The following is a 12794-nucleotide window of genomic DNA, read 5'->3' as shown; positions in this document are numbered from 1 at the left end:
ACCTGTCAAGGTGGTGATGCGCTCGAACTGAGGTCATCCAGTGGGCGGTTGCCCTATCGCGCTGACTACGAGAATCGGGTCGACAAACACCCCGGGTCGCTCCTGAGGGAGGCTGTGACCGGCGCCCGGGACAACGTGATGCCCCCAGGAGCCCGAGAAGTGAGCGGCGTACCCGCGTTCGTCGGTCGGCGGAATGGGATGTGGCAGCAGTGCGCGCGCCGGGCGGGCACAGGTGCGACTTCGGCGTAGGAGCCGACGGGGCTGAAGGCGCTGTCCCTCGCGGTGCAAGCCGTCTCCAGCTCGGCGTCCGTGGTGCTGTGCCCGGGGCCGGCCGCGCCCTCGTCCACCCGACCTTCCGTGGGCAGTGCCGCGCGGGCTCAGAGATGGTCGGCGTCGACAACCGCCTGGGCGAAGGCGGTTGGCGCTTCCTGCGGGAGGTTGTGCCCGATGTCCGCGACGGTGCGGTGTTCGTAGGGCCCGATGAAGTGATGGCGGTAGGTCGAGCCGTCGCCGGGCGGAGTGAAGGGGTCGAGGGCCGCGTCAAGGGTGACGGTCGGCACTTGGATGGAGGGCTGGGCGGCGAGCAGGTTCTCGTAGTGATCGTAGCGGGGCTCGCCGTCGATGAGGCCGATGCGCCAGCGGTAGTTGTAGAGGACGACGGCGGCGTAGTCCGGATTGCGAAAGGCCTGGGCGGTGCGCTCGAAGGTGGCGTCGTCAAAGTTCCAGTTGGGGGAGACGAGGGTCCATACGTAGCGGCAGAGCGCGATGCGCTCTTTCTCGTTCTCCATGGCCTTCTTGCCGCGCTCGGTGGCGAAGTACCACTGGTACCACCAGTTGTGTTCCACGGCCGCTGCGGCGGGCTCCAGTTGCGCCTTGCGATCGGTGATGAGGTAACCGCTGGTGGAGACGAGTGCCTTGACGCGTTCAGGCCACAGGGCGGCGATGATGTCGGCGGTGCGCGAGCCCCAGTCGAAGCCGGCAAGAACAGCCTTGTGAATCTTGAGCGCGTCCATCAGGGCGATGATGTCGAGGGCGATGGCGGACTGTTCGGCGGTGCGGGGGGTGCGGCTGGAAAGGAAGTGGGTGCCGCCGTGTCCGCGCAGGTAGGGAACGATGACGCGGTAGCCCAAGCCGGCGAGGAGCGGGGCGACGTCGACGAAGCTGTGGATGCCATAAGGCCAGCCGTGCAGACACAGGACGACTGGTCCGTGCGCCGGCCCGGCTTCGGCGTAACTGACGTTGAGGACGCCCGCCTTGACGTTGTTCAGCCGGGGGAATTCGGTGTGGGCGCCAGGAGTGATGATGGGCACGGCCGGAGCGGGGCTACCGCTCAGCCGGGGCGAGGCGGCGGCTGACGCCTGGGCCTGCAGACCGGAAAGCGAGACGGCTGCCGCTCCGGTGCCCGCACCCACGACCTTGCCAAAGGTGCGTCCGTTGATCATCGCGAATCCTCCGTCATATATGTCCGGCGAAACGACACGGCGGCCCGGAAAGCCGCCATGGGGAGCCATTCGCCCGCGTTTGCGGGAGACGGACCCAGCGGTGTTGAGGCAACTGACCCTCACACATGCGCCATCACCGGTCAAACAGGTGACGTACAATTTCGCCAGTGGCTCTACCGGCCCTCAAGCCTGCCTGGTCGCGCGCGGAGTTGAGCATCCAGGGCGGCCTGCGCGTCGTATGACGCATCGGACGAGACCTGCTCCGGAAGGGGCTTTACGCGAAGAGCGGTACCGGCGACGTCCAGATCTGGCCGTCGAACCGGACAAGCCGGCCGACCGTACGCCGACCGAATGGCTTCAGCTTGCCTCCGGCGACATGGGCCGCGCTCTTCGCACTGCCGATACCGCCCGCTGGCGCAATGGCTGGACCACGGGATGGCGCCGGGAGCATACGCATAACGGCACCACCGTTCGCGCCTGCGTACACATGAAGGCACCCGCCTCAGCGGGTCGGACAGTTCTCGACACCTGCTACGGTGTGGGCGACTTGGACCGCTCGATCGAGGAGCAGCAGACGTGGTGGGTGAAGACGACATCTCCGGATGAGATCCGGATGTGACCGGCCGTCGGACGGCGCTGCGAGAGCGTCGCTGCCGTGGCCGCTTTGTCGTACCCCCTTTTTCCCACGCTGCCAGGGCAGAGTTCTGTCTGCCCTCGAGTCTCCCGAGGTCATCCCCATGTCCGACGCCGCCGTCGTCTGCTCGAACCTCATCTTCGCCTGGCCTGACGACACCCCGGTCTTCGACGACCTGTCCTTCGCCGTTCCCACCGGTCGTACCGGCCTGGTGGCCCCCAACGGCTCCGGCAAGAGCACTCTGCTCAAGCTGATTGCAGGTCAACTCTCCCCCGTCTATGGGTCATTGACGGTCAATGGCACGCTTGGCCACCTCCCGCAGAGCCTCCCTCTGACTGGCAACCTCACAGTCGCCGAGGTGCTCGGAATCGCCGCGGTGATCCACGCGCTCGACGCCGTCGAGTCAGGCGACGTGAGCGAGGAGCACTTCTCCACCATCGGCGACGACTGGGACGTCGAGGAGCGCACCCGCGCCCAACTCGACCGCCTCGGACTGGCCGATCTGGCTCTGGACCGCACCCTGAGTACGCTCAGCGGCGGCCAGATCGTCTCCCTGGGCCTCGCCGCCCAGTTGCTCAAGCGTCCCGACGTGCTGCTGCTCGACGAGCCGACCAACAACCTCGACCTGGCGGCCCGGCACAAGCTCTACGACGTGCTGTCGGACTTCAGCGGCTGCCTGCTGCTGGTCAGTCACGACCGCGCGCTGCTCGACCGCATGGACCGCATCGCCGAACTCGGCAGCGGCGAACTGCGCTTGTACGGCGGCAACTTCACCGAGTACGAAGAGGCCGTGCGCGCCGAGAAGGAGGTCGCCGAGAAGAACGTCCGCAACGCCGAGCAGGAGCTGAAGCGCGAGAAGCGTGAGATGCAACAGGCCCGTGAACGCGCCGAACGCCGCCAGAGCAACGCCGCCCGCAACCTCAAGAGTGCCGGTCTGCCCCGCATTTTCGCGGGCAACATGAAACGTGGCGCGCAGGAGTCCGCGGGCCGGGCCGGCCAGATGCACGCGGCCCGGGTCGGCGAGGCCAAGGCCCGGCTCGACGAGGCCGGGCGCGCGCTGCGCGACGAACAACGCATCACCCTCGAACTCCCCGGCACGCAGGTGCCTGCCGGGCGCAACCTCTTCCTCGGCGAGGGAATGCAGGTCCACCATGCCGGCCAAGCCGTGTTCGCCGACGGCGGCGTCGACCTGAGCATCCGCGGCCCCGAGCGCATCGCGCTGACCGGGCCCAACGGTGCGGGCAAGACCACCCTGCTGCGCCTGGTCACCGGCGACCTCGCCCCGGAGGGCGGGGAGGTCAGGCGCGGACACGGCCGGATCGCTCATCTCTCGCAGCGCCTCGACCTGTTGGACCTGGACCGCACCGTGGCGGAGAACTTCGCCGCGTTCGCGCCCGAGCGGCCCGAGGCGGAGCGGATGAACCTGCTCGCCCGCTTCCTCTTCCGGGGCGCGCGGGCGCACCTTCCGGTCGGGGTGCTCTCCGGCGGCGAGCGGCTGCGCGCCACCCTGGCGTGCGTGCTGTGCGCGGAACCGGCTCCCCACCTGCTCCTGCTCGACGAGCCGACCAACAACCTCGACCTGGTCAGCGCGGGCCAGTTGGAGAGCGCACTCGACTCCTACCAGGGCGCCTTCATCGTGATCAGCCACGACGAGCGGTTCCTCGCCAAGATCGGGGTGAACCGCTGGCTGCGGCTGGCCGACGGAGTGCTCAAGGAGACCGGGGGCCTCGCGGTGTGAGCCGGCGACGTGTGAAGTGGCCCGCGCCGGGGCCGTGCGCCCGGCGGGCCGACCACCCGACCACGTTGGACGGATCTCAGTGCCCGTACCCGCTCTGCTCGCCCATGACCTCGTCCGTGACCTCGGTGGCAGACGTTTCCTCGACGGCGTCTGCACCGACCTGATCGGCCTCGGCCCGGCCGTGGACTGCCCGGTTGCTACGGCGGCAACTACAGCGCCTACGTGAGTGAGAAGCGCGCCGAGCGGGAGCGCTGGGAAGGGCGATACGCGGAAGAGCAGGAGGAGTGGGAAGCACTGCGTCACACGGCGGGCGTAACCGCACATCTGGTCGCGCCGGACCGTGGGCGGCGCGACAACGAGAAGATGGGCTACGGGTGTGGTGCCTTGCACAGCACCGCACCTCCGATCGATACCCCTCGGACCGGTGACGATTCTTGCACTCCGCGACAGTCACCTGTCAGGATCGTGAGGTGAATCTCGACCATGTTTTCGTATGCGGACATCCGGCCCTCGACTTCGCGGCCACGCTCCGTGCACGGCGCTCGACCCGGTTCGAGATGTTGGTGACGCCGGAGCGGCTCAATGCCTGGTACCTGGAGTCCGGGCTCGTGGACACGATCACGCCCGCCGATGAGGAAGACGTCCGGCAGGCGACAGCCATCCGCGAGGCCGTCTACCGGCTCATCACCAACCGCCGCCTCGGTGAGGGGTTCGACCGCGAGGCGGTCGCCGTGCTCAACGGCGCCGCGCGCGAGACTCCCGTGACGCCGCAACTCTCCTTGACCGGGCGGCACAATGAGGCAACCCCTGGGCAGGCCCTGGCGACCGTCGCCCGGCAGGCCGTCGAGTTGCTCAGCGGCCCGGATGTCCCGTTGCTGAAGGAATGCGGTAATCCTGAGTGCACACGGGTCTACATCGACCGTTCCCGCGGCATGCGGAGACAGTGGTGCGGAATGGAGTCCTGCGGCAACAAGATCAAGGCCGCGGCCTACCGCGCACGGCAACGGACCGCGCCCGCCATGGCCGTATAGCCCGCGCTCCGCGCCCAGGTCCTCCCGGCCGTCCTAGCGCGGGCCGACACCTTCTCTTTCGTCGGTGTCGTCGGTGTCGTCGGTGTCGTCGGTGTGACACCTCCGTCGCGCGATGTCATCGACCTTCACATGTTTCTGGACCCGGCCGAGGTCACATGGATGGCTCCTGGGAAGGCGGCCCGGTCGCTGAGAACCCCCTCCGCAGGCGGCACTCATCTGCACGGGAGCCACGGCCTGGGCACCACGCGCAGCAACATCCCTGACGAGGGAGTGAACGGTTGTGAGCAGGCAATCAGCCGCCTCGGGCCGCTCGCAGCGGAGGCCAGGCCGGCAGTCAATCTGACCAGCTCGTACGGGAGATGGACACCGCTCCTTTCAAGGGCGAGGCGGGCGAGTTCTGCGCTCGGCATCCCGGTGATCTGGACGAGCCGGGGCTGTCCAAGGGAAAGCGTCAGCTCCACGTGAGCTGCCCCGAAGGCATGGCCGACGGCCGTCAGAGCCCGGTGCACCAGGTCGACGGATTTCCGGTGTGGTGCTGCCGTCGGGGTGATGGCCAGCACGCGGTGTGCGCCGTCCACGTACACGGCGACTGCGCTGATCCGCCAGCCGCGCCGGGGCCGCGCGACGACGGAGATTCCAGCCTGGGCACAGACGCTGCGCAGGAGACTTCGGCTGCGCAGAACCCGTGCCGTCCGTGGCGACAAGCCCGGGAGGCCGAGTTGGCGGGCCACGTCGGCGGTCGGAACCATGCGGTCGTCCGCACCGGTGCACACACCCAGCACGCGGCGGCCGACCGGAAGGTTCGAGAGTGCTTCCACGATGGCATCGGCTGAGGTCGTGTCCGTCTCGATGATGTGGTCGACGTGTCGAGTGAAGGCCTCGTGTGCGCAGGGAAGCGCGCAGTAGAGGTCGGGATCGCTGCTGACCAGAACGGTGTAGTAGCCGAGTTCGTGAGCGGCTCGCAGAAGGGAGAGTCCGTGATCGGAGACCTGTGTTTCGACAATGGCGAAGGCTCCACCGCGGTACGGGGTCACGCCGGGACCTGTTTGGATTGCCCGTTCCGGTCATGGTGATCCGGCCGAGGCGCTGGGGAAGAGGTGCGGGGCGACGAGATGGCCGCCAGCCACAGTCCGGCGCACGGGAGGATGAGCGCGGCAGCCACGAACGGAGCGGTGAAACCGGTGACGCCGATCAGAGGGCCGGTGATGGCTGTTCCCGCCGACTGGCCGAGGAAGAACGCGGAGACGAATATCGAAACCGCGGTACCTCTCCGCTCGGGAAGCATTTGGGTGGCATGGGTCTGCAAGGTGTTGTGGAGCATGTAGAAGCCGAGGCCGGTGAGCGCGCCGGCGGGGAGCGCCCAGGCCCAGCCCGGTGCCGTGGCGTACGCGAGGAACCCGATGCCGAGGATGACGCCGCCGGCAAGAGCGAAGCCGCGTTCGCCGATGCGCTTCAGCAGCCGGGTGACGGCGAGGGAGTACAGCAGACCGCCGAGGCCATAGGTTCCGGCGATCAGACCGGCGGCGGTGAGGGGGGTGTGGAACTGGGTGTGAAGGTATGAGGGAACGAACGCGAAGGGACCGTAGACGGCCATTCCTTCCAGGAACACGATGGCCAGGATGCACTGTGCTCGCTTGGACTTGAGGACGGCCAGGGCCCCGGCCAGGGGCGTGCGGCGGTGAACGGGATCAGGCAGCGGCACGGGCGGGGCTCCGACGAGCTGACGCCACAGCAGTGCTGCCGCGGTGCAGAACACAGCCGCCAGGACAGCGAAGCACCAACGCCAGCCGAAGGTATCGGCGAAGAAGCCGCCGAGGATCTGCCCTGCGATGACGCCGAGGATCTGGCCGGTGAGCAGTCGAGCCAGCGTGGTCTGTCTGCGCTCGTACGGAACCGAGTCTCCTATCCACGCCATGGACATGGGAATGATGGCCGCCGCGCTGGCGCCGACGGCGGTACGGGCGATGACGAGCCAGGTGAACGTGGGAGCCAGGGCAGCGGCGAGAGTCGCCACGGCGCAAACGGTGGTGACGATCGCCACGACCCGGTATTTGCCATGTCGGTCTCCGGCAGGGCCGTAGAGGATCTGGAGGCTGCCGTAGGCGATGGAGAAAGCCGAGATCACCCAGGACGCGCTGCCCTCCGTGACGCCGAAGGCCTGGACGAATTCCGGGAGCAGTGGATCGCAGATCCGCATGGAGGCCGAGCTGGCGAAGGCCGCGATGGCGAGGAGCAGGAGGGAGCGCGCCCTGAAGGTGATCATGTCTAGCCTCGACTTGTGCCGGGTGGTGGTGGATGGCTCGCTGGGTTACGGCTTGATGGCCTCGTGCGGCACGCGCGGGAAGAGGACCGCGTTCCGGATGTCCTCTGCTCCCAGGTACATCGCCACGAGCCGGTCGAAGCCCATGGAGAATCCGGCGTGCGGGGTGCAGCCGTAGCGGCGGATGTCCACGAGCCACTCGAACTTGGCCAGGTCATAGCCGCGACGCCGCAGCCCCGCGATCATCTCCTCGGCTTGGTGAGCGCGCTCACCACCGCCGATGATCTCGCCCTGCCCTGTGTGCGCGAACAGGTCACTGGTCGGGGTGGTGCCGTCCTCATTGACGGGGAACCAGAAGTTCTTCAGTTCCTTGGGAAAACCCGTGATGAAGTACGGGCGGTCGAACGTACTGCTGATGGCGTCGGACTGTTCCTTGGTGTAGTCGGCGCCATAGGTGAAATCGTGGCCCAGGTCACGCAGCAGAGTCACGGAGTCCGCATAGGAAATGCGGGCGAACGGCTTCGTGATGGCGTCCAGGTGATCCATCGGCAGGCCGGCCAGGGCATAGACGTCGGCGTGTTCGTCACGAAGCCGGATCGCGACGTGCCGCAGCATCTCTTCTTCGATGGCCATGAGGTCCTGATAGGTGGCCCAGGCGAAGTCGGCGGAGACCTGCCATATCTCCACCAGGTGGATGCCGTCCGCATCGTCCTCGCGGCGGAAGGTGGGGCCGAAGGTGTAGACGCGTTCCAGCGCGCTGACCATGGCATCCGCGTACATCCAGTTGCTCTGCGGCAGTGAGGCCGTTTGGCCGCCGTAGTACGGCACTTGGAACACCGCACCGCTCGAAACGGACGAGGCGCTGGTCAGGATGGGGGTCTGGACGAGGTGGCAGCCCTGAGCGTCGAGGAACTCGCGCACATACTTCTGCACGTGGTGCCGCAGTGTCGCGGAGGCGCGGAGCTGACGACTGCGAATGTGCAGATGCCGGTGGTCGAGATCGGTCAGGTCCGGGTTGCGGAGGTCGACAGGAAGGGGCAGCGCTTCGGAGACCACACGGAGTGCGGTGGCCCGCGGCAGGTCGCCGGACTCGTCCACGGTCACCTCGACGACACTCTGTGCCGAGAGGCCGTCGGCGGGGAGCAGTGCCGGTTCGGCGGTGATGGTGTGGACCGTTCCTCCGCCGCGGACGAGGAGTTCCGTGCGTCCGCCGCCGTCGCGTGCCGGCCGGATCTCCTCGATCCAGCCCCGGATGACGTCGGTGGGCTGTGTGATGGCCATGGGTGTGCTCCAGGTGAGTTGCAGGAAAGATGGATCGCGGGAGAGGTGATGAGAGGTGATGTCAGACCTCGAGGGGCAGAACGACGCTGCCCTCGAAGATCCGCCGGGCGGTGCGCACGACGGCTGCGCGGCGGATGTCCGGCGTCGGGAAGAGGCCGTCGCCCATGGCGAGTTCGACGTCCAGACCACCGGCCGGGTGCTCGATCCGGACCGTGCGCTGCGGTCCGTCGGAGACCTTCGCGAGTTCGTGTGCGACGGTTCCCTCGAGCCCGGTTGCCACGGCGATGCAGACGGCTCCGGTGACGGCGTGTGTCGCGTGACACACGTGCGGTACGAAGTAGCGGGAACTGATTCCGGAACCGCCGCGGGGAGCGGCGAGGAGGGCGACCTTCGGGATCACCTTCCCTGTGGCGTCGCCGAGTCCCATGACGTGGGATGCCTCGCGGCGAATTTCCTCTATGCGCGCGAGGAGTTCGTGGTCGGCGTCGAGGTCCTGTTTGGATTCGTATCCCGTACGGCCGAGTGCCGCCGCGGGAATGAGGACCATGGGCACGGACATGTCCACACAGGAGATTTCGATGCCGTTGACCACGTCACGAACGGCGCCCGTCGGCAGCAGCTTGCCCGTGCGTGACCCGGCGGTGGCGGCGAGGTCGAGCTTGACGGGCGCCGCGCTCCCGGGGACCCCGTCGATGCGTGCTGCACCGTCGTAGGTGACGAGACCGCCGGGCGTCTGGACGATAGCGGTGGAGACCGTCCGGGTGTTCTCGTTGAAGATGCGTACGGTCGTCTCGCCCTGCTGGGCGGCGACCATGCCACTCTCGACGGCGTAAGGGGCAACGGCGGAGAGGATGTTGCCGCAACTGGGATTGGTGTCGACGACCGGTGCGGTGATGTTCACCTGGGCGAAGAGGTAGTCGACGTCGGCTTCGGGCCGGCGGGAACGCCGGACGATCGCGACTTTGCTGGTGAGTGTGGTGGCGCCGCCGACTCCGTCGATCTGCGCCACGTCCGGGGACCCCATCGCGCGCAGCAGGATCCGGTCCCGGGCGTCGGGGTCGGTGGGTAGGTGATCGGCGTGAAAGATCAGCCCCTTGGACGTCCCTCCGCGCATTAACACGCACGGAATCCGTCGCATTGTGGTTTCCCCCTTATGACAGACACGTCTATGCAGCGCGGCCACACCCGTAGAGGCGGGCTTGGAGGGAGGTGATGGCATGACAACGCCAGGTCGAAAAGCGTGCATCCATCTGGAATCCATGGGGCGGGGCCTGCGGGGAACGCGTATCGGCGTGTTTCGGGCCACCGCTGTTCATGGGTCGTAAGTCGAGACCGTGGGCGGGCTGTCCGTTTACGCGTCTTCGCGCGTGTTTCAGGCGCCGCTGCCGCTCAGAACCACAGTCAACTATCCCCGTGCTGCTCTTCCTTGATCGACCATACGAGCGCCCGTTCGATAACACAAGCGCCATCGAGGAAACTTCACGGTTTTCGACCTTCGTTCATCTCAACTCCCCTGATTTTCCTGGACATTGAGGGATGGTCCGGATGCTCGCCAGCGGGTCAGACGACGTGCCGGCCGCCGTCCAGGGTGAGGATGTCGCCGGTTGTGTAGGTGGCGCGCACCAGGGCGAGCGCGGCCTCGGCGACGTCCTCGGGGGTGCCCACGCGGCGCAGCGGCGTGTTGGCGGTCACCCATTCACGGGAGCTCTCGAGCACCTCGGCCGCCTCCTCGTACCAGGGCGTCTCGATGAGGCCCGGCGCGATGGCGTTCACGCGGATCTCGGGGCCGAGGGTCGCGGCAAGCATGCGGGTCAGGTGATTGACGGCCGCCTTGCTCACCCCGTACGGGATCGAACTGCCCAGTGCCCGGCTTCCCGACACCGAGGAGATGTTGATGATCGCGGCCGAACCTGCGGCCTTGAGATGGGGGACGGAGGCCGTGATCATCTGCCACGTACCGAGGACGTTGACGTCGAAGATCGCACGCCAGGCGTCCGCGTCCGCCGACTCGAGGTCGTCGAGCGGAATGAAGCGCGTGGTGCCGGCGTTGTTGACGAGCACGTCGAGCCGCCCGTATGCGGTGACGGCGGCATCGACCACACGGCGGGCGTCCGCGACGTCCGCGACGTCCCCCTGGACATAGATCGCCTCCGGCAGTTCGGCGGCCAGCTTGTTGCCCGCCTCGGTGCTCGATGCGGAGTTGACGACCACGCGCATCCCTTCGGCGGCGAAGCGGCGGGCGATGGCGGCTCCGATGCCCGACGACGAGCCGGTGACCAGCGCGACGGGGGCGGGGTGGTTGTTCATGTGGACCTCACAAAAAGGTTGTTGACAGCTGATCACGGCGGATCCTAGTCTGCCAGCATACGAAATCAAGTTTCCGCATAACGGAAACACGGGGGAACGACTTCGTGCCGCTGCCTGACCCGCAGCGGCCAGTGGCTCGCAGCCGTCAGCTGCCTTCAGCGCTCGCCTTCCCCTTCTGTCAGCAGCATCGCCGCTTACTGAACAGAGGAAGATCATGAGTTCGTCGTTGTCATTGGCCGGGCAGGGCTCCGTCATCGCCGGAGTCCACCACCTCGTCGCCGCGCGCGTCGCCGAACACCCGCACAGCTGCGCCGTGCACGATCCCGGCACCGGAGTGTCGCTCAGCTACCAGGAGTTCTGGGAGCGCGCCGGGAGCACGGCGGCGACCCTGACCGAGCTCGGCGTCGAACCCGGCGATCTGGTCGCGGTGGATCTGCACCGCAGCGTGGACCTGGTCGTCGCACTGCTGGGCATCGCCCGTGCGGGAGCCGCGTATCTGCCGCTCGACGGACACGCGCCGACCGAGCGGATCGCCTCCGTCCTGGACGAGGCGGCGGTACGTGCGGTGGTCGTCGGCGCGGGAGAGGCACGGCGCTCGCGGGCCCTCCGGGTGGCACCGTCCACTCCCGTGCTCACCGTCCCGGAGGCCGGGCGGCACGGGGCTCCGGGCCCCAACGCGGCGGTGGACGAGGAGAACCCCTGCTATGTCGCGTACACCTCCGGCTCAACCGGCTCCCCGAAGGGGGTCGTCGTCCCCCACCGGGCCGTGCGCCGCCTCGTCACCGGGGCCACCTACTGCACCATCGAGCCGGACGACCGGGTGGGGCACGCGGCCAACCCGGCCTTCGACGCCACCACCTTCGAGATCTGGGGAGCGCTGACCGCGGGTGCCACCCTCGTGATCCTCCCGTCGGTGGTCGAGCTCCCACTGGACCAGTGGGTGGAGCTGATCCGCTCCGAAGGCATCACCACACTCTTCCTCACCACCTCGCTGTTCCACACGGTGGCCCGGGAGGACCCGGTGGCGCTGGGCTCGCTGCGCAACCTGGTCGTGGGCGGTGAGCAGCTGGACCTGTCCGCCGTCCGCCGGGTGCTGGCCGAGGCACCGCCCAAGCGCCTGGTCAACGGCTACGGTCCGACGGAGACCACCGTCTTCGCCACCTTCTTCGACTGCACCGAGGAGTCCCTCGCCGGGCGCGACCGCGTCCCCATCGGGTACGCCCTGCAGCAGACCGACGTGCATGTGCTCGACGCTCGGCTGCACCCGGTGGCCCCGGGGCAGACGGGTGAGTTGTGCATCGGAGGTCCGGGAGTGGCCACCGGATATCTCGGGCAGCCGGAGCGCACGGCCGCCTCCTTCGTTCCCTACTCCCCCGACGGGCCCTACTCCCCCGACGGGTCTGCCTCCTCCCTGGTCTACCGGACCGGAGACCTGGTCAGGCAGCTGCCGGACGGCGCGCTGGAACTCGTCGGGCGCGCCGACCGTCAGGTGAAGCTGCGCGGCTTCCGCATCGAGCTGGAGGAGATCGAGCGCGCCGCCGTGGCGACCGGGCTGACCGAGGCCGCCTTCGTCGAGAAGGCCGGCGAAGGCCCCGGGGCCCGGCTCGTCGGCGCCTTCCTCGTACCACCCGACGCGGGCACGCCCGACGGAGCGACGGCGGCGACGGGAGCGGACCGGGACACGGCCGGGGCGCTCGCTTCGGAGCTGTCCGGCACCCTCCCCTCGTACATGATTCCGGCTCAGTGGCTGGTGCTGGAGACCCTCCCGATCGGGCCCACGGGCAAGGCCGACCGCCAGGCGATCCAGCGGCTCCTCCAGGACCTGCCCGCCGGACGGCCCGCGGCCGCCGCGCCCGGCCACCAGAACGACCCCGTGACCGAGCGCATCGCCGCGATCTGGTCGGAGCTGCTCAAGGCTCCGTCCGTCGGCCCGGCCGACGACTTCATCGCACTCGGTGGCAACTCGATCCTCGCCACCCAGGCCGCGTTCCGGATCGGCGACGCGCTCTCCGTCGAGATCGACCCGACGGACATCCTCCTGGCCACGAGCCTGGCCGAGCTGGCCGACACGGTGCGCGCAGCGTCTCCCGCGCTGCGCTGA

At 68.2% G+C, this 12794-nt stretch carries 10 protein-coding genes and 1 pseudogene; 5 read left to right on the top strand and 6 right to left on the bottom strand.

Annotated features, from left to right (window positions below):
• Positions 1–377: 377 nt before the first annotated feature.
• Complete coding sequence (locus tag FCH28_RS03050; RefSeq protein ID WP_136738072.1) at positions 378–1442, bottom strand: alpha/beta fold hydrolase; 1065 nt, start codon at positions 1440–1442, stop codon at positions 378–380.
• A 245-nt stretch (positions 1443–1687) separates the two neighbouring features.
• Here FCH28_RS03050 and FCH28_RS39825 point away from each other — a divergent pair, with 245 nt between their 5' ends.
• The 4 genes and pseudogenes from FCH28_RS39825 (at position 1688) to FCH28_RS03025 (ending at position 4845) form a co-directional block, all read left to right on the top strand.
• Positions 1688–1933 (top strand): SsgA family sporulation/cell division regulator, encoded by a 246-nt coding sequence (locus tag FCH28_RS39825; RefSeq protein ID WP_342781572.1) that lies wholly within the window; start codon positions 1688–1690, stop codon positions 1931–1933.
• Between the two features lie 246 nt (positions 1934–2179).
• On the top strand, positions 2180–3814 hold the full coding sequence (locus FCH28_RS03035; RefSeq protein ID WP_136738070.1) for an ABC-F family ATP-binding cassette domain-containing protein: 1635 nt from the start codon (positions 2180–2182) through the stop codon (positions 3812–3814).
• A 130-nt stretch (positions 3815–3944) separates the two neighbouring features.
• A pseudogene (locus FCH28_RS03030) lies at positions 3945–4189 on the top strand (ABC transporter ATP-binding protein); the annotation flags it as partial.
• A gap of 95 nt (positions 4190–4284) precedes the next feature.
• Positions 4285–4845: a CGNR zinc finger domain-containing protein gene (locus FCH28_RS03025; RefSeq protein WP_136738069.1), complete on the top strand. Its 561-nt coding sequence runs from the start codon at positions 4285–4287 to the stop codon at positions 4843–4845.
• Between the two features lie 212 nt (positions 4846–5057).
• Here FCH28_RS03025 and FCH28_RS03020 read toward each other — a convergent pair whose 3' ends face one another.
• The 5 genes from FCH28_RS03020 to FCH28_RS03000 all read right to left on the bottom strand — a co-directional run bounded on the left by FCH28_RS03020 (position 5058) and on the right by FCH28_RS03000 (position 10693).
• Positions 5058–5879: an ATP-grasp domain-containing protein gene (locus FCH28_RS03020; RefSeq protein WP_136738068.1), complete on the bottom strand. Its 822-nt coding sequence runs from the start codon at positions 5877–5879 to the stop codon at positions 5058–5060.
• Complete coding sequence (locus tag FCH28_RS03015) at positions 5876–7108, bottom strand: MFS transporter (RefSeq protein ID WP_136738067.1); 1233 nt, start codon at positions 7106–7108, stop codon at positions 5876–5878. The genes FCH28_RS03020 and FCH28_RS03015 overlap by 4 nt, the downstream gene beginning before the upstream one ends.
• Before the next feature lie 45 nt (positions 7109–7153).
• A complete protein-coding gene (locus tag FCH28_RS03010) occupies positions 7154–8386 on the bottom strand; it encodes an amino acid--tRNA ligase-related protein (RefSeq protein WP_136738066.1) in 1233 nt (410 codons plus the stop codon).
• Positions 8387–8447: 61 nt separating this feature from the next.
• Positions 8448–9524, bottom strand: coding sequence for a 4-oxalomesaconate tautomerase (locus FCH28_RS03005; protein ID WP_136738065.1), 1077 nt, complete (start codon positions 9522–9524; stop codon positions 8448–8450).
• 422 nt (positions 9525–9946) lie between these two features.
• Positions 9947–10693, bottom strand: coding sequence for an SDR family NAD(P)-dependent oxidoreductase (locus FCH28_RS03000; RefSeq protein WP_136738064.1), 747 nt, complete (start codon positions 10691–10693; stop codon positions 9947–9949).
• Positions 10694–10907: 214 nt separating this feature from the next.
• Here FCH28_RS03000 and FCH28_RS02995 point away from each other — a divergent pair, with 214 nt between their 5' ends.
• Positions 10908–12794, top strand: a complete 1887-nt coding sequence (locus tag FCH28_RS02995; RefSeq protein ID WP_136738063.1) for a non-ribosomal peptide synthetase — start codon at positions 10908–10910, stop codon at positions 12792–12794.

The organism is Streptomyces piniterrae, assembly GCF_005048155.1.
GTDB lineage: Bacteria > Actinomycetota > Actinomycetes > Streptomycetales > Streptomycetaceae > Streptomyces > Streptomyces piniterrae.
The sequence above is the reverse complement of the archived record's forward strand: the minus strand, read 5'-3'. Positions and strand labels throughout refer to the sequence as shown.